At 39.6% G+C, this 18,063-nt stretch carries 15 protein-coding genes; 9 read left to right on the forward strand and 6 right to left on the reverse strand.

All coding sequences use genetic code 11. The annotated features are described in order from the left end of the window. The first annotated feature begins 507 nt into the window (after positions 1 to 507). The 4 genes from KHS79_RS15315 (at position 508) to KHS79_RS15330 (ending at position 2,258) form a co-directional block, all read left to right on the forward strand. Positions 508 to 834: a hypothetical protein gene (locus tag KHS79_RS15315; protein ID WP_212720109.1), complete on the forward strand. Its 327-nt coding sequence runs from the start codon at positions 508 to 510 to the stop codon at positions 832 to 834. 289 nt (positions 835 to 1,123) lie between these two features. Continuing rightward, positions 1,124 to 1,441: a hypothetical protein gene (locus KHS79_RS15320; protein WP_094786140.1), complete on the forward strand. Its 318-nt coding sequence runs from the start codon at positions 1,124 to 1,126 to the stop codon at positions 1,439 to 1,441. Positions 1,442 to 1,495: 54 nt separating this feature from the next. Beyond that, a complete protein-coding gene (locus tag KHS79_RS15325; RefSeq protein ID WP_133296008.1) occupies positions 1,496 to 1,831 on the forward strand; it encodes a hypothetical protein in 336 nt (111 codons plus the stop codon). 94 nt (positions 1,832 to 1,925) lie between these two features. Next, entirely contained in the window at positions 1,926 to 2,258 is a 333-nt protein-coding gene (locus KHS79_RS15330; protein WP_027708894.1) for a hypothetical protein, read from the forward strand. A gap of 47 nt (positions 2,259 to 2,305) precedes the next feature. Here the strand turns inward: KHS79_RS15330 and KHS79_RS15335 are convergent, their stop codons facing one another. The 5 genes from KHS79_RS15335 to KHS79_RS15355 form a co-directional block, all read right to left on the reverse strand. Continuing rightward, positions 2,306 to 4,372 carry a site-2 protease family protein gene (locus KHS79_RS15335; RefSeq protein WP_094786142.1) on the reverse strand — a complete coding sequence of 689 codons (2,067 nt, stop codon included), beginning with the start codon at positions 4,370 to 4,372 and terminating at the stop codon, positions 2,306 to 2,308. After that, positions 4,369 to 5,742 (reverse strand): efflux RND transporter periplasmic adaptor subunit, encoded by a 1,374-nt coding sequence (locus KHS79_RS15340; RefSeq protein WP_094786143.1) that lies wholly within the window; start codon positions 5,740 to 5,742, stop codon positions 4,369 to 4,371. Before KHS79_RS15340 ends, KHS79_RS15335 begins: the two co-directional genes overlap by 4 nt. A gap of 2 nt (positions 5,743 to 5,744) precedes the next feature. Further along, positions 5,745 to 6,527, reverse strand: a complete 783-nt coding sequence (locus tag KHS79_RS15345) for an efflux RND transporter periplasmic adaptor subunit (RefSeq protein ID WP_212720110.1) — start codon at positions 6,525 to 6,527, stop codon at positions 5,745 to 5,747. A gap of 46 nt (positions 6,528 to 6,573) precedes the next feature. After that, positions 6,574 to 8,058, reverse strand: a complete 1,485-nt coding sequence (locus KHS79_RS15350; protein WP_212720111.1) for a TolC family protein — start codon at positions 8,056 to 8,058, stop codon at positions 6,574 to 6,576. A gap of 122 nt (positions 8,059 to 8,180) precedes the next feature. Next, positions 8,181 to 12,785 carry a DUF4347 domain-containing protein gene (locus KHS79_RS15355; RefSeq protein WP_212720112.1) on the reverse strand — a complete coding sequence of 1,535 codons (4,605 nt, stop codon included), beginning with the start codon at positions 12,783 to 12,785 and terminating at the stop codon, positions 8,181 to 8,183. 620 nt (positions 12,786 to 13,405) lie between these two features. Between KHS79_RS15355 and KHS79_RS15360 the strand changes: the two genes are divergently transcribed. Then, a complete protein-coding gene (locus KHS79_RS15360) occupies positions 13,406 to 13,933 on the forward strand; it encodes a GNAT family N-acetyltransferase (RefSeq protein ID WP_027707990.1) in 528 nt (175 codons plus the stop codon). 17 nt (positions 13,934 to 13,950) lie between these two features. Continuing rightward, complete coding sequence (locus KHS79_RS15365; RefSeq protein WP_212720113.1) at positions 13,951 to 14,730, forward strand: arylamine N-acetyltransferase family protein; 780 nt, start codon at positions 13,951 to 13,953, stop codon at positions 14,728 to 14,730. 126 nt (positions 14,731 to 14,856) lie between these two features. Here KHS79_RS15365 and KHS79_RS15370 read toward each other — a convergent pair whose 3' ends face one another. Further along, on the reverse strand, positions 14,857 to 15,318 hold the full coding sequence (locus KHS79_RS15370) for an Mpo1 family 2-hydroxy fatty acid dioxygenase (protein WP_212720114.1): 462 nt from the start codon (positions 15,316 to 15,318) through the stop codon (positions 14,857 to 14,859). Positions 15,319 to 15,547: 229 nt separating this feature from the next. Here KHS79_RS15370 and nrdR point away from each other — a divergent pair, with 229 nt between their 5' ends. The 3 genes from nrdR (at position 15,548) to KHS79_RS15385 (ending at position 17,951) form a co-directional block, all read left to right on the forward strand. After that, positions 15,548 to 16,039, forward strand: coding sequence for a transcriptional regulator NrdR (gene nrdR / locus KHS79_RS15375; RefSeq protein ID WP_027707987.1), 492 nt, complete (start codon positions 15,548 to 15,550; stop codon positions 16,037 to 16,039). Between the two features lie 3 nt (positions 16,040 to 16,042). Beyond that, positions 16,043 to 17,176, forward strand: coding sequence for a bifunctional diaminohydroxyphosphoribosylaminopyrimidine deaminase/5-amino-6-(5-phosphoribosylamino)uracil reductase RibD (gene ribD / locus KHS79_RS15380; protein ID WP_212720116.1), 1,134 nt, complete (start codon positions 16,043 to 16,045; stop codon positions 17,174 to 17,176). A 97-nt stretch (positions 17,177 to 17,273) separates the two neighbouring features. Next, the gene (locus KHS79_RS15385) at positions 17,274 to 17,951 is read left to right on the forward strand and encodes a riboflavin synthase (protein WP_212720118.1); all 678 of its coding nucleotides are present in this window, start codon (positions 17,274 to 17,276) and stop codon (positions 17,949 to 17,951) included. Positions 17,952 to 18,063 lie beyond the last annotated feature (112 nt).

Below are 18,063 nucleotides of genomic sequence, written 5' to 3' on the forward strand. Positions count from 1 at the left end.
GCTTATTTCGTAGGCTAAAAGGCTTTAGACGCATATTTTCACGATTTGAAAAACTAGACGCTGTTTTTCGTTTTTTTATTCACTTTGCGCTTATCGTAGACAAGTTAATTAGTGTTAACAGGCCCTAAATTTGTAAGGATAGCAAGATGGTTGTTTGCAGGGTTTGAATTTGTTTGTGAAGCAGGTGCTGGGAGCACAGTTAGTAGTAGAGACCAAGGATGGTCTTCTGCTGCTGGAGGAACAAATTAATTCATGAACTGCAATAGCACAGTCTATGCTTTTCAGTATGTCAGGGCTAAAAAATTACTTGATCAATAGTACGATGGTTCTTCGTAAATCAAATCGTCTTCTGACTTTGGAACAAGATATAGGGAAAAGAATAGAACTGTCAGGGTTTGGTGGTAGTTAAAGGGTAGTCAGAAGTGGTTGGCTGTGCTAGCAAGTTGGAAACTTAAAATTGTCAATGACTATTGGTGATCAGCTTTTAAATCCAAGGAGTAAAGATAAATGAAGTTCACTCTCAAGCATTTACTAATGGGTATTGCTTGGTTAGTCGTTTCTATGAATGTATCAGCTAGCATAGACGTGGTAACGCCAATTGGTGTCGGTTGCGACTCGGAGGATGGCACTTGTTTTGCGATTTTAAGAGAATCATTAGCAGGATCAAATTGTACACACAAAAAGCAATTAAGGCTTAATCCTGACAGTAAAGGTAGCAAAGGACAGTATTCAGCGCTGTTGACTGCTTTTATGGGAGGCAAAAGAATACGTGTTAAAACAGAAGCATGTTTTCAAGACCACCCAACACCTGACTGGTTGTATATTACTGATTAAGCTCATTTAGAGTTTCCTCTAGTATCCAATTTTCATATGGCCAAAAAAGGGATTTTATGCTAATGGTCTTAATTTTAGTGATGATTAGATATTCTTTATGTATAATTCGCTCAAGTTTTGAGCTATTAAAATAGTTAGTAGAAAGCAGTATTGGTTTAAACTATTAAGCCTATATTACTGGTTAAAGGAAGTCTTAATTTGGGTAAACAGATTAAGCATCAATGTAATACTAGCTTACTAAAGGAAATACTGACTATCGGACTGTAGTATTATGTTTTAGTGGGGTAAAATGAAAGGTTATTTCTTTGGAGTACTTTTAGTATTGTCGGCATCGACATCGGTTGCATCAGATATTGTAAATGGTTGGACTGGAAATACTACTATTAGCAAGATACATAGTGAAGCAACAAGAACCTTGTTTGCATTTAAAGATGTACAGGGTACTTGTGGACACCCTAACTTTTGGGTTTTACCTATTGAGAAAGAGGCATATCTAGAAGTTAGCAAAATTAAGCATAGTTTATTACTTACGGCTTTTTCAGCGAAGAAAGTAGTTAATGTAAGATGTGAAAATAGCCGAATCACTGATTTTTCAGTTCTTGAGTGATAATGAAATATACATTAGTACTTGTAGTTATGTGGGAAAGTAGGGGGAATATCCTTGATTCGGAAATATGTGTTTTGTTCTTTATTACTTGTAGCATCTACGGTTGTATCAGCGGTGCCCTATTCGCAAGATACCGGTGTGATAAAGAGGTTTCATGCGAGCAATTCTGGAGCTGTAGCTGTTTCGCTTAATGCTGGTTTTCCTAAAGCATCTGGTGATCGCCAGTGTCCAAATGCTGCAGGTGACTGGGCTGGAGATACCAATATTGACCCCACAGTTAAATCGGCTTTGTTAGCGGCGTATTTATCAGGAAAAAGAGTAACAGTAACTACGCAAGGATGTGATTCTGGAGGGGGTTGGTATCGACTAATTGATGTTTATTTAGATTAGATAATATCAACTTCAAATTAATGTCTGGTATATATTGTTTTTGAGTATCTTTTAACTTAGTTGCTCTGAGAGTTAAGTAGGAAGTATTATTTATATGAAAAAAATTATTATTGCTATTTTGGTCGGGTTATTTTCTACAAACGTGATGTCTGACCACTCATGGGATGGAGTTGTTAAAGGTCAAATTGAACAAATTGATGTGAGTAGTACAGATGATATGACTTTTAGAGTTTTACTAAAAGGTGTTCCTTCAATGTGTGAAAACAGTCATAGATTTGCTTACTTGAAAAAAAATAACGATAGCCCAGTTTATGATACTTATATAAGTGCATTGTTAGCTGCAAAGTTTGCACAAGCTGAAGTTACTATATATAGCACAAAGGATGAGCACGGATATTGTCGTATTGGATATATCGTTATTCGTTAAGTGTTGCTCTGATCACTTTACATGTCTAAACAATCTAATATAACCAATCAAAAACTTAATTCTCTCCGTAAAATGGAGGCTATCCGCCTCCAAGCAAGAGAAGCTAGACTCACAGCTTTACTCTCAGCAATAATTGTGCCTTTTAAGCGCATTACTGGATATGTAAGGTTTTCTGTGATCTTAGCTTCAAGCGGGTAGATACTAGTAACAGGACTGTTTTTTTGTTGCTGATCTTGATTTATAGGGATATCTCCACCATGTGTAGACTGAAGTAGAGGTTCATCTATGGAGATTAAATTGACTGACCCTATTTCTGAGACGGTTACTGTTAGTGGGCTTAATTCCGGACTTTCAGGGTAGAAAGTAGCAGGGCCAGACTGAAATAATGGTAAGTCGTCAGCATGAATAAAAGCGTTTAATATACCGGGCTTTTCACTGGATAAGCGAGCATAAGGATAATTATTATTTATCCACATATTTTCAGCTAAAGAGGGATCGACCCAGGATATTTTGCCAGAAAAGGGAGCATGAACTGTCAATAGTGCTTTGTTTTTAATCAGTCCAGAAAGCTTAGTCTCAGCTTCATATTTTCGTCGAAGTAAAATCTCATATTGAATAAGTTGTTCCTTTGAGCCTATTATTTGACGAATTTGTTCATTAATAACGGCTAAAGTTACTTGAGTTGATGCAATATCTAAATTTAATTGAGAGCTGTTAAAACGAATTACGACGTCACCTTTTTGAACCTGCATGCCTTCATAAATACTAATTTCGCTAACTTGTGAAGGCATAATTGGGTATAGTTTAACAGACTCGGTGGGTACATAAACGGCAGGGTATCTAATAGACCATTGTTGCGGTATAAAAAATATTAGTACGAGTAAAGAGAGTAAGCTGGTAATACATAGTTTTCGATGATTTGAGCTGTTGGGAGCATAATGAGCAAACCATAACTTGATTTCTTTGACGATCGGCATAAGCAATAATTTATACGTTAAAACAATAAAAAGAATGATGCCTAGGGCTTTAAATACAAAGCTGTATACAACATAAATGATACTTAAAAAATAAATTAAGCGAACAATCCAGGTAAGCCAGGCATAGCTGATAAGGAATACTCTATGAGTATCGAAGTGATGAATATAGTTAGGATATTGAGCGCCAAATATTAAATGTCGTAGTTGCCAACGAGCAAGCGCAAACGACTTGCTTTGTAGATTATCGATATTAATAAAGTCAGCAAGTAAATAGTATCCATCAAACTTTAAGCATGGATTAAGATTGACTAACAACGTCATCGCAATACTGGTTGTAATAATAAATGTAAGACAGGTTTGAAAAGGTCCTGCAGGTAAAAAGGGCCAGATAAATAATGCTACGCCAGCAATGATTAACTCGACCATTACACCTGCATATGAAATGGCTAGCCGTTGCTGCCGAGATATAAGTGACCATGATGCTGTTGTATCAGTAAAAAAACGAGGCCAGAAAACGATAAAAGCGATCCCAATTGAGGTGACTGGAACTTTAAAACGAGTGGCCATTAAAGCGTGGCCAAGTTCATGACAAAACTTGAGAAAAATAAGGCAAACACCCAGTAATAGCCAACCTGACGGTTTATAGAGATAGTTAAATGAATACGTAAATTGATCCCACTGATGACCTACTAATAATAATCCTAAACCGGTTAAAATAAACCAGGTTACAATAAAGTATTTACTAAATAGAGCATTAAAATAGGGTAGCCAATGTTGTAAAGCATTTTGAGGTTGGAATAATGAAATATTAAAAAAGCATAATTTTAGGGTTATATCATGCCAGGTTAGTTTTCGCTTGGGTGGTTTTTGTGTGTGAGTAACAAGCTGGTGATTATCTAAAAAGTGCTCGACAGTTGAAAGCTGTTGTTCATTAATAGCGCGGAGTTTAAGTTTATTAAGCAATGCTTCTTTTGTTTGTGCGTTACACCATTCTGCTAAAATAGTAAAGACGGTTTCATCTAAGCGAAAGTATTTGTGTTGAATTGGGTCATAAAGTGTCCAGCTAGGTAAACCTTGAGCTGTTACTGGACCTGGTTCAATTTTCAATTCTTGGCGTAATGCTGGTAGCTTATTCATAAACCTAACCACTGGCGCACAGCGGTAAGCGGACGTCGGAATAGGTAATAAAAGAGTGTTACTTGTTCACCATATACTTTGGCAGTTCCTTGTAGGCCTATTCTAACGAGTTCTTTGTCGGCTACTGACGTGTTAATTTTTAATTTGGCTCGTAGCGGGTAGTTTAAACCTATCCCTGGTTTGATATCAGGAAAGTAGCTGATTGAAGTTAACAAGCCAGAAATAGGCATTGTTGCTTCAGCGTTGCGAAAAAAAAGTACTTCGTTACCTTGTTGGAGAGGCGTAAAGTCTTGCACCCCGAGAGCAATAGAAAGCTCAGTGTCATTTGGGTCGCTTAAAAACATAATACGTTCACCTATAGTCACAGGTTTACCTATAAGTGCTTGTGTATCCCCAAACAGTATGACTCCATCTTTAGGTGCAGTAACATGAGTAAATGCCAACTGCTCTTTGGATAGCTTTAATTGTGCTTTGGCTAGTTCGTACTCTGCTTTTTGCTGAGCAAATGCCTGATTATTGTATTGTACAAGAGTGTTTTGTAGTGCTGTTTTATAGCGTGACTCCGCAACTTGTAGTTGCTCTAATTTTATCTGATAGTTATTTTTTAATTCAATGGGTTCATATTGATAAAGAATATCACCTTGTTTGACGGGTTGGTTTGGTTTCACTAAAACTTGACTTATTATCCCTGTGAGCGGTGCCGTGATAGGGATGGGGGTTCGTGGAACAATTTCTGCTGGAGCCAATACAGATAAGCGAACAGGCAGTGCCATAAACAGTATGAATACAGCACAGATACTAAGGTACTTTATACTACGTTTTTTATCTGAGCCAGAAACTCTTAGACTACCAAAATGATGCTGCTGTAGTAAAAAAAGGTAGTGATAGCTTAACAATTGAATGATTTCTTCCTCGGAGCGACACCATGGCGTATGACGGCAATAAAGTAATCCTCCATAGTATTTATTTTTGGTATTGAAGGGAGACCAGTATAATTGTTTTAATCCTGATTGCTCAAACGTAGCTTGCAGTGACTGATCATTAATTTGGTCTGTTGTATATGCTGAGTTTTTATTGGTAATAAGCTCAGATTGTATTAGTTTTCTTGCGGCATGTATAAGTGGTGCTTTTTGGTTGATATGGTGATTATGACTCACGCCATAAACAAAGGCTTTTTTACTTTTATACCCAATAAATAATATGAGATCATAGTTTATTAATTGGTTTGGTGGGCTGGTAATTTGTGAGGTTATTGCTTCTTTGGAAGATTGTTCATAAAGTTCGCTGATAAACTGATGATAACATGAAAGAGATAGTAAGGTGCGAGGAATATGATTATCTTTTAGGGGAGCGTGTAAAGGTGCATTCATCGCTAGGGCTGTAATTGAGAAGTAGTTGTACTTGGTTTTTTGTTTAAAATTATAATCCCTGACATACCTGGCGAAACAGGCTGGGAGGCTGATAAATGAGTGAAATCAGCATAAGCCCGAAAAGTGTTACTGACAGAGTCTATGACGGGGGCAAGTCGGGTAATAGTTAATGTGGTTGTGTTGGGCTGTCCATCAATAATAAAATTAATTTTATCACCAGGATGAGTAGCAAAATACTGTTGATAAGGCAGAATCATTTCAACAGATAAATTTTTATTGTCAATAATTTCTATGACAGGATCACCTACATTGATGGTTTGAAAGGGCTGGGAAAATGTTTTTACAACTGTGCCTGCATACGGTGCTTTAATTTCGCAACCTTCAACCGTAATTTTTGCTTGTGTTGCTTTGCTTTTGGCAACATCCCTCTCACTTTTTGCTAATTCAACTTCAAGTTGACCAATCGCATTGTATTGCTGCAGAGACTGGTTATTAGTGAACACTTTTTGCTTGGCTCGCCATTCAGCTGTTGCCCCTTTATGCGCTGCTTGGTAATGGCGACAGTCCAGTGCCATGAGTACATCTCCTTGCTTAAAACTTTGGCCTGCCTGGAGAGGTAATTGGATAATTTGTCCTGCGACTAGAGCAGATAATATGGAACGCTGTTTCGCCTGAACAATGCCACGCAGTGAACTATCTGTTGCATAACTCTTGGTACTAAGTACACAAGTTAATAAGATAAACAGTAACGCATTCAGGAGCGGGTTTAATACATTAACTTTCATTTTTATTGTTCGTTTTAATATTTGCATTTTGATCGATAAGGCTAAATCAATAATAAATCTGTGTTATGAGCTGGTTGCTTTGTTTATTAATGTCAGCTTTGGTTAACTCTGGAGAGTTTTCAAGTGGCTCCATGCCTGCTGCCAGTAATAATTGACCGTACGAATACTGGACATCGGCATAACTTAGGTCGCGTCTTAATTGTCCTAGCAAGTAATTTAGCTCAGCGCGTAATACTTCATTTTTACCAATTTTGGCTTTTTGTGCATTCGCCCGAAGGTGTTTTACAATACGTAGTTCAACATGGTCAAACTGTTGTGCACTCTCAAACTCTTTAATAGCTTGTTGATAGCTTTGCCATGAAACGTGAACTTGTGCGAGTACTGACATATGCATCGCTAGCCGTCTAGCTTTACTGATTTCTACTGCTAGTTCTGCAGATTCTTTACGCTTGTTGCCTGCAAATAAACCCATGAGGTTATAGCTTAAATCAAGGCCAAGATTGCCCCAGTTTTGATTAACCAGAAAATCATTACTGTTGTAATAACCTCCTGCTTTTAATTTGAGAGATGGCAGTAATTCAAGTAAAGCTGCTTTAGCTTCAGCAGCAGAAATACGTTCTTTATAGGCTTCACCAATTAATTCTGGGCGATAACGAATTCCATGCTGTTCAAGTTGCTCAATTGACATTGCCATAGCTGGGATAGAAAGCTCTTCAGGATTTGGTACGGCCACACGAAACTTGGCGCTTGGTGAAACATTAATAAGTTTAGCGAGCTCAGCTTTTGAGTGTAGAATATTTTTTCGAAGAATATGTAACTCACGAATAATGGTTAATAAATCTCGTTGGTAGACAAGCGTTTTATAAGGGGACTGAAGACGTTTTTTGCGGATTTGTTCGGTGTTGTCGTATGCTTTTTCTGCTCTTGCTAAAATAGGCTCAATGTAGTCCATAATACGTTGTTGGGCTACTGCTCGCCAATAAGCTGCACGAACATCTAGCAAGATTTGTTGAGACATTTTACGGATTTGTTCTTTGGCTAATAAGTAGCGGTCAGCTTGTTGTTTGGCGCGGATATAGGATAAACCAAAGTCCAACACATTCCAGCTTAACTCTAGGCTGGCTTCACCTACATCACGCTGGGTTGATGTAGACGGTTCCAAAGTCTCCTGCCCGGTGTCAATTGAACGACTAGAAGAACCATCAATATTAGTGCGATGATTAAATCCTGCTTTGGTCAGCAAGTCAGGTAGTAGTTCATACTTTGCAGCTTCTAACTCTTTTGAGGCAAGCACGCCCTCCATCATCGCGACACGTTTATCAAGATTATATTTTAAGGCTCTTTGAAAGGCTTCTTCTAAGGTTAATATGCCATTGATTTCAATTTGTTGGGTGGCCAAGGCATGTTGGTCTTCAGTAATCCGAGCAGAATGCTCTTGCTCTGTAAATGGTACCGGTTGAATACTACAGCCTGCTATTGCAATAAATAAACTTGAAAGCTGTAAACGGACTACTTTATTGCTTTTTAACATGCTGTTCTACTCCAGTACAATGACCCTCGGCGGGCTTGATTTATAAGCTATTTACAGTTTGTTATGAAAATAATTATGTTGTCGTCTTTATTACCTTAATAAAAGGGTAAAGTGTTTTTTAATTAATGCTCATAGTGTGTAGCCACTAGCCTGCTTAACTGGTTTGAAAAAGAATTTTCATTATTAAACGTATCATTGGTGGCTTGACTAGGCTTACAATTTACTGAGCCTGACCCCATTGATGAAACTGAGCCTGTTGTGCCATCAACAACGACATTTTGTTCTATCGTCTCGCCATTGGCTAAATAAACTTCGAGATGAACTTTTGCAGATTCGCCACTCGATAGATTTAGATTAAATACGCCTCGCTGAGCATCTATGGAGAAATTTGCATGGTTTGGTGCGTCCATAACGCAACCACCATAACCTGTTACTGCCTGTCCATTAATTTGTACAGAGTGATCAATATAGCCTGCCCAACTGTCGTGTACTTTTTCAACTTCAACAAAGATTAAATCAAGAATAGTCGCTTCAGGCTCTCCAAGTACTTTGGTGGTCATGGCATTGGGAATATCACCACGATCATAATTTGTGAGTCCAAATACCATATGTTGAATACGTTCAGCATCATAATTATGGTGAGGTAAAGGGTGATAGACTACTTTGCCATCTATCGATACTGTAGTTGCAGGTTTTAAGGATTCTGGTAATGAGCTGGATAATAAACTAGGTGGTGCAAGTCCTGGGGATAATGTCGTGCTAATAGGGGATGATGTTGGATGAGGTGTTATGTGAGGTTTAACCTCGGACTCCTCTCCGCTACTTTCACCATCTACACCAGATGTCGTAGGGTGAGTGGGTATATTGGGTGTAGCTCCGTTAATATCGATACGAATTACAGCAACATTACTTGTACCACCATCTCCATCAGTAGCAACGACATTGATTATTCGAGTTCCTGTTGTGGGATCATCTGGACTTTGATTAACATACGTTATTTGCTGAAGTAAAGCTGAGACACTTGTGGGATTAGCGCTGCTATTGAAATTAAATTGTAGTGGTACACCATTTGTGCCTCCTGAAAATGTGCCAATTGGGGTTCCACCATAACTCACCGTTGAGCCACTGACTCCTATTTCACCTGGGCCATTCCCCTGATTGTTTAACGTTACATCATCTTCACCCGGTACTAAGCCGCTGACAAATGTTGCGGTTAGTGTACCTGAATTAAAGTCAGTACTGGTGGGGTCAACAATAGTAGCTGGGGTTCCTCTATCTAGAGGAAATGTAGTCGGATCACCAGGATTTACATTAATAACTTCAGTGAAGTTATTAATGGTAGGGTTAATATTATTAACTGTTATGGTGACTGTTGAAGTATTACTTGTCGCCCCTTGATTATCAACAACATTAACATTGATGCTACGAGTACCTGCTGTAGGGTCAGTGGTGTCTGTATTGGTGTACTGTAATTGTTGAGTAAGTGCTGTAACCGCTACAGGTGTAGCATTTGCATTAAATGTAATAACTAGAGGTGAATTATTAGTGCCACCTGTAAATGTACCTATGATGGTACCCCCATAGGTTACATTGCTACCTGAGATGCCTATTTGACCAGGGCTGGTACCCTGATTATTTATACTTAAAACATCTTCAGTACTGTCACTACCCGCAGTAAAAGTTGCAGTGAGGCTGCCGGTGTTAAAATTAGGCGCATCATCTGTGACAGAACCTGCAGTGCCTTGATCTAGAAAAGTGGTATTGGAAACATTAGGTGTAATACTTTGATTATCACCATCTAAATTACTAACGACAGGAGCAGGATTATTTACATTAACAGTAACAGTTGCTGTATTACTGGTACCACCATCGCCATCAGTAGCCGAGAAGGTGATGGTCCGTGTGCCTAAGGTAGGACTGCCAGGATCAGTATTAGTATACTGAATTTGTTGTAGTAAGGCTGATACGGCTGTTGGAGTGGCATTGGTATTAAAGTTTACTGTAAGAGGGGTTCCACCACTTCCCCCTGCAAAGGTACCAATGGTGGTGCCTTCATAGGTTACATTAGCGCCCGCAACACCAATTTGGCCTAAACCAACACCTTGATTATTAATGACTAATGTGTCTTCTGCTGGATCTGAACCTGCAGTAAACTGGGTTACAAGACTGCCATTATTGAAGTCTGGGCTATCTGTATCAACAATGGTTGCTGCCATTGCTTGGTCGAGGGCTGTTGTTGCTGTTACAGCGGGGTTAATGGTTTGGGTGTCGCCATCCAAGTTATTAAGTGCTGGTGCAGAATTGGCTAGGTTAAGAGTGACAGTTGCTGTATTACTGGTACCACCATCGCCATCAGTAGCCGAGAAGGTGATGGTTCGTGTGCCTAAGGTAGGGCTGCCAGGATCAGTATTAGTATACTGAATTTGTTGTAGTAAGGCCGATACGGCTGTTGGAGTGGCATTGGTATTAAAGTTTACTGTAAGAGGGGTTCCACCACTTCCCCCTGCAAAGGTACCAATGGTGGTGCCTTCATAGGTTACATTAGCGCCCGCAACACCAATTTGGCCTAAACCAACACCTTGATTATTAATCACTAATGTGTCTTCAGAAGGATCGCTGCCTGCTGTGAACTGAACTGTTAATGTGCCATCTTGTAAGTTGCTGCTGGTTGTATCTGTAAAGGTTGCTGATGTGCCTTGGTCTAAGGTTGTAGTGGCAATGACAAATGGATTTAGTGTTGTTGAATCACCATCTAAATTATTAATGGTTGGAGCAGTGTTGGCTTCAGTAAAAAGTGTAAAATAAAAACCATTATTCAAAAAGCCTAAGTTAAATGTGACAGTAGAACCGTCAAATGCAGAGGGTGAAACAAAGGAAAAAGCATTTGAAAAGTCACCATCATCAGTGTCCACAACCATCGCAAAATCACTTGATGATCTACCTGTTAAGCCAAGGGTAGTAAGATCAAATGTAACTGTTGTATTTACAAAGTCTTGTACTTCTTGCACTTTCCACTCGGTAGCTAAACGTTTTGAAAAACCTGAGTTTGCAGGCATTTCTGTTGAAATTTCTCCAGACGCACCATTACTTCCCCACATTAAGTAGTCACCATCATCGAGAGATGATGTTGCTTCTATGGTTACAGCACTACCTGAGTTAATTGATTTTGATTTTAGTTGGTTAAGATCACTACCCGAGTCAATGGCAACCCCTGCGACATTATTATGATATCCAGAGTTAGCAGTGAAGTCCCAAGCCGTTACTCCTGTAGATGTAATATAATTACCTTCAGTGATACCACCTTCATTATCAGTTGGATCAAGGGTAATGCCGTATTTTACTGCTAGGTAGCTTTCGACTTTTTGTTTATCAGCTAAAGAAAGTGTGGTGTTATAAATAATAACTTCGCTAAGGTTCATTCCTGCATTAACAGTACCTAGAGCATCTGGGTAAGATCCAATAGATAGGTTACCGAATAGTGAGTTATCAGCGGCAGGAGCAACACCTGTAGTACCACTTCGGAGTCCATCAACATAAAGGGAGTTATTTGGGATATTTGCTACACCAGATACAATATGATAAGTGCTGGAAACAGCTGGGCCGGAAATTTTCCCTCCTACGTCATCGGAAAAATCGAAGCGTGGATTATTGGGGGCAGTATATTCAATATTAATTCTATCTGTGCGGGCAAAACCATCGTTGTGTTCCCATTGAGCTACAACTCCTGGAGAGAAAACATTGACGACGGCAAACATGGTATTGTTATTGTTTGAGATAATTTCAGTTCCCTGAAAATTAATTCTGGTCAGCTCATCATTGGTTCCGTCAAAACGAAGTGATGGATTGAAGTTAACGGTACTCAGCTGGCGCTGGGGTTGTTTGGTGTTGTCACCTTGGCTAACCGAGTTGTTACCGCCGGCTGCACTTTGATCAGTCCAGTTTGTTACTGTGCCTCCAGACTCAGTAACACCTGTATTGGCTTTTAACCATAGCGTTAGATTTGCACTGGCTACATTGCCTGGTGCTGCGAGTGTTGTTGGATACTCCAGTTGAAATTGTGCAGATAAAACTGGGGCAACAAATTTACTATTTGTTGTGTACTCTAGTTCCCAGTCTCCTGTGAGAGTTTTTGCTCCAGTGAGGTCGGTAGAGGCAGCAATATCAAGCCCCGTTAAATTGGCTAGGGTATCGAGGTCTACTTGCCCCTCGGCAGTACTTGCAACGTCACATCCGTAGACAGCCAATACGGCATTATCTGCTGTCAGGTTACGTATATCTTTAAGTAATTCAGAATAATTTTGGATAATCGTATCTATTGTGAGAGAAGTACTACCAATTAATAACTCACCAGGTTTGCCATGGGAGAATAAAATAATTTCTTGAGGCTTTGTTTCGCTTGCTTGAAACTGTTGTAATATAGTGTGTATTTGTTCAACACCACTGTAATGGCCTGACAGTGTAAACACTTGAGCATCAGGAAACTCTGCTTCAATGAGTGCACTATTTTCAACACGACTATCGATGATGACAATTGTGTTTGGTGCCTCTGTTATCTGTAACTCATTTGATAAGATAGCATGGTCGAAATTAGTTTGATCGAAACTAGCCTGATCATGTTGTACTTCGACTGCATCAACTGTGGCGCCAAGTGCTGCATCAAATAAAATGCGATTTTCTAATAGTTCAATACCCATAACAGGTACTGTAAGGGTATTTTTTTTGAACATAACAAATGCTCCAACATACAGGTACTTCTTACTACTTTAAATAGGCACTGTTAGATAATTTATAGAGAGTACTAACATAAAAATCCAATAATAAGCGTATGGACTTTATTTTGAGTATAATTCATTTGAAACCTGTCGTTTTTGTATTATCGTTTGAATAAAATTAGAAAATTTAGTAATGATCGCTTATTAATTTTTGTTGAGTTAGTAAGGGTGCTGTTGGTAACTACTATATGATAATCTCGCAAATATAAAGTCTAAGTAACTGCTGACTTAGTCATGTTTTCAATGGTGGGGGTTTTAAAAAACAGTAAGCCGTAGGTTGGAAGAAAAATAAACAATGTAAGGTATTTTATTTAATACGCTCTTAAAGTTCAATTGGTTAAGATAATAAATACTTGTATGTTTGTACTAAATAAATAATTTTAATTATGGGCTGTATATTGGCTGATTGCTTACCTTCAGCGAAGGATTTTAGGGGCAACTGTCAAGTGATGAAGCTTGAGGGGAAGTCTGCTGTAGGACTTGCGCTTGACAAATCTCAGCTACCCTAGGAGAGTAAAACTCATTGGCGAAGGGGGCATGACAAAGACTATGCAACAAGAAATAGGTCAAAATGAGTGTTTATATTAAAGGTGGATAAGCACCTAACTCTTGAAACATTAAAGCCACAGGATGCTCAACAATTTCATCAGTTAGCCGTTAAAAATTTGCCAAGACTCTTTTGGTGGCATGATATTCATCTAACAGAAGCTTTTGTGAAGGGGCTATTGAGCCGCGTGGCGGATAAAAGTTGGCGCTTTCATACAATATGGTTAGGAGGTGTTTATTTTAATCACCAGCTAATTGGTTCTGTCAGTTTAAATACCATTAACTGGCAACAAAGAGTAGCCACATTAGGTTACTGGCTAGATGCAGATTTTACTGGTCAAGGCATTATTCATCGTTGTGCTGAAAAACTCGTTCATTACTGCTTTTCTCAGCTAAAGCTACGTACAATCGAAATTCACTGTCATGCAGACAATACAGCCAGTATTGCTGTAGCCAATCGGTTAGGGTTTGAAATAGAGCAAAAGCTAAGGCAAGCTGGTGAAGTGGATGGCAAAGTAGTTGATATTTACGTTTTTAGGAAAAGAGCCACAGGTTAAAACAAAAGGACGAGAATATGGACAGCTCAAATTACTTACGACGTATAGGGTGTACAAAGGAGCAACCTACATTAACGTTTTTGCGAAAGTTACATCAGGCACATTTACAGCAAGTGCCGTTTGAAAACCTGAATGTTATCTATAGTCAACCGATAGAGCTGAAGTTACCATGGTTATACCAAAAAATAGTCTTGCAGCAGCGTGGCGGCTTTTGTTTTGAGTTAAATGGTTTGTTTGGGTGGTTGTTAAGCGAGCTGGGGTACCGCGTTAGTCTGGTAGCAGCTGAAGTGTATGATGAAAAACTAAATGAGTTTACACCACCTTTTGATCATCTTGCGTTGTTAGTTAATTTAGAGCAACCCTGGCTTGTGGATGTAGGTTTTGGTGACAGTTTTCGTTCACCTTTGCCTTTGCTAATGGGAAAGGAGCATACGGATATCTCAGGCCGTTATCGTTTACAGCAAAAGGAAGGCTTTTGGGTGCTTGAAATGTACACTCAACTACAGTGGTTACCACGCTATCGCTTTCACTCTACTCCTGTAGCACTGAGCGACTTTACTGAACGTTGCCATTACCATCAAACTTCTTTCGCCTCTAAATTTAAACGCAATTTGCTGTGCTCAAAAGCTTTGGTCGATGGGCGTATCACACTGCATGACACAACGTTAATAAAAACAAATAGTCGGGGCACTAAGGTACAAACACCCGTTGACCAGTTAGGGGGAGTAAATGCAGTTTTTAAAAAGTATTTTTCCTTTGATGTTTTAACTGATAGTACAGTAGTGTCAGCAAGTTAGCAGATCATTATTATACCCCAGGCGTCTTTATTCACGATACGACTGGGGTGGTAATATCAGGGTATAAGCAATGAAAGAAACTAAGTTATACCAGGCTGAAGTTAATGATCATTGCAGTTAGTTTTTTTACTTTAGCCCTTTAAATAAATAGGCCATAACCCAGGCTGGTCCAATTAATAGAAACTGTAGGTCTTTAAAAAAAGAAGGTTTTTTACCTTCAACAGCATGCCCAATAAACTGAAGTATCCACATGAAGATAAAGAGTGCCAGGGCTACCAGCCATAGAGGCCAAGGGCTATTCAATGTTAGCCAATAACACATTAAAAGTATAATTCCGGAAAAACACATCATGATAATACTGAGCTTAGCTGATAATGTGCAATAAAAAGCGATGATCAAGAGTACAGATAGAGTACCTATGTTAGCCCAGGCAAAAGGAGTGAGTATTTCAGGTAAGGGGATTGACCACAGTAAAGCAATAACAGTGGCATAAATAGTGGGTACAGCAATAAAGTGAATTTTTTTGTTTAACGGGTGTTGGTGACTTGCACTGTATTCAGTAAACCATTGATCAAGTGATTTTGCCATTGTTGCCTGCTCCTTTTAAAAAAGCATCGGTAATTGAAATAACGTGACATAGAAAAGTGACAATATGCCGAAAGGATTAGGCCGGATAGAAAATTACGACAATAGACTTGTGTTAGTTAAATATATCTGTACTATGATTACAGCAGTCTACATCAAATAAATCTATTACCATGGTTTGTCGATTGCGCTTGACTTGCTCTTTATAGTGTTTCAGGGATTTAGTTAAGCCATGCATTGTCCTTTTTGTGGTGCTAAAGACACCAAAGTCATTGATTCACGACTCGTTGCCGACGGTATACAGGTCAGGCGTCGTCGTGAATGTCTATCATGTACTGAGCGTTTCACGACTTATGAAACGGCTGAATTAGTCATGCCAAGACTAATAAAGCAAGATGGGAGTCGTGAGCCTTTTGATGAAGATAAACTTCGTGCAGGTATGCTTCGTTCGTTGGAAAAGCGTCCTGTAAGTGTTGAAAAGATTGAGGAAGCCATCAATCGCATTATGCATAATCTACGCGCCTGCGGTGATCGGGAGGTAGAGTCTCTGATTGTAGGAGAGCTGGTGATGCGCGAGTTACAAAAGCTGGATGAAGTAGCTTATATTCGCTTTGCATCGGTTTATCGGCGCTTTAAAGATCTTAATGAGTTTCGTGAAGAAATTGACCGTTTGGAAAAAGAGCCTCAGCATTCAACTGATCATTTGAAATCTTCAGAACAGTAAGTTATGTCGATAGTCTCTGCCCTTGATCAAGCCATGATGGCGAAAGCCCTTCAGCTGGCGGCTAAAGGTACTTACTCTACGCATCCCAATCCCCGTGTAGGTTGTGTAATTACCATTAATGAGCAGATTATTGCATCAGGTTGGCATAAACGGGCTGGGGAGCCTCATGCTGAGCTTGAAGCACTTAATTGTCTTCCTGCTGGCGCGGCTAAAGGCGCTACCGTTTATGTTACTTTAGAGCCTTGTAGTCACCATGGGAGGACACCGCCTTGCAGTGATGCTTTGGTTGCTGCCGGTGTCAGACGGGTTGTTATTGCAATGGAAGACCCAAACCCCTTAGTGGCAGGAAAAGGGATAGAGTATTTACAAGCGGCGGGTATAGATGTCATCTGTGGTGTGCTTGAAGCAGAGGCAAAAGCACTTAATGCAGGTTTTATAAAACGTATGTGTGAGGGTTTACCTTATGTACGTTGTAAAGCGGCTATGAGTTTAGATGGTGCTACCGCCATGGAAAATGGTGAAAGCCAGTGGATAACAGGCCCAGCTGCCAGAGTTGATGTGCATAAACTTAGAGCAAAGAGTGCTGCAGTCATTACAGGTATTGGTACTGTGCTGGCTGATGACCCAGCACTTAATGTGCGCCTGACTAAGGAACAGTTACCCGAAATTACCGAGCAAAAATTCCCCCCTGTGCGTGTGCTTCTTGATAGTCAGTTGCGAATTCCCTTGACGGCAAGGCTGCTTCATACCAAAGGAAAAGTTATTATTGTGCACTCCCCAGGAGTTGCGATTGATCAACAACGCGCTTTGAGAGAGAAAGGTATTGAGCTGTGGGAAATGGAACATGACAGCTCAGAGAAGATTCACCTGACCGCAGTGCTGAAAAAACTCGCACAAGCAGAAATTAATGATGTTTTGCTTGAAGCAGGGGCAAGGCTGGCGGGTGCATTTTTGGCAGAGCAATTAATTGATGAGCTGGTCATTTATACCGCACCTGTATTAATGGGGAGTCAAACACGACCTGTTTTCTATACCCCCCACTGGAATTCCATGCTTGATAAAGTCAAACTTAAGATTGCTGATTGGCGACAAGTGGGCGATGATTGGCGGTTGATTGCATATCCTGCTTATGAATAACCTGGTTAATAGTGCTGTTTGATAAGCTGAGTGCAGTATATGCGTGGTGTTTTTGATACCCCACTAAAAATAGCTGGCGGTTCTGATAGGCAGTTTTATGTTCACAGGTATTGTTCAAGCAGTTGGCCAAATTCTTAAGGTTCAACCACACAACCATGATGTATCCCTTCACATTGAGGCTGGCTCATTTGATATGAGTGCTGTGGCTCTAGGGGATAGTATTGCTACCAATGGTGTTTGTTTAACTGTAACGAAAATTACTGACAAAGGTTTTTGGGCGGACGTCTCTAAAGAAACGTTGGATTGCACGACAGTAGCATTCTGGCAAGTGGGTAAAAAGGTTAATCTTGAACAAGCATTAATGCCAACTTCTCATCTTGGTGGACATATTGTCAGTGGCCATGTTGATGGAGTAGGCGAAGTCAATACATTGAAGGTGGAAGGTCGCTCTTGGCGTTTGGGCATTGTAGCGCCTAAAGGATTGGCAAAATATATTGCTGCAAAAGGCTCAATCACCGTTGATGGTACAAGTTTAACGGTGAATCGAGTAAACGGCAGTTGGTTTGAACTCAATATTGTACCCCACACCATTAACGAAACGATTATTCAGTACTATCGAGAAGGAAATAAGGTAAACCTTGAAGTCGATATTATAGCCAGACACCTTGAACGTTTACTGTTAGGCGATAAGGCTGCAGAGCCGGATATGCCATCATCTTCAATCACCTCTGATTTTTTAGCTGAACATGGTTTTTTAACGCCAAGAAAACGATAGCTGGCAAAAAAAATTATCGTAAAGCGCTTATTTTCGCTGGCCCTGTTTAATGTAATTTGTAACGATAAAATTAACTACAAACTCAGTATTAAATAAAAACTCAATACTTCAG

This window comes from Zooshikella ganghwensis (genome assembly GCF_018263875.1).
Classification (GTDB): Bacteria; Pseudomonadota; Gammaproteobacteria; order Pseudomonadales; family Zooshikellaceae; genus Zooshikella; species Zooshikella ganghwensis.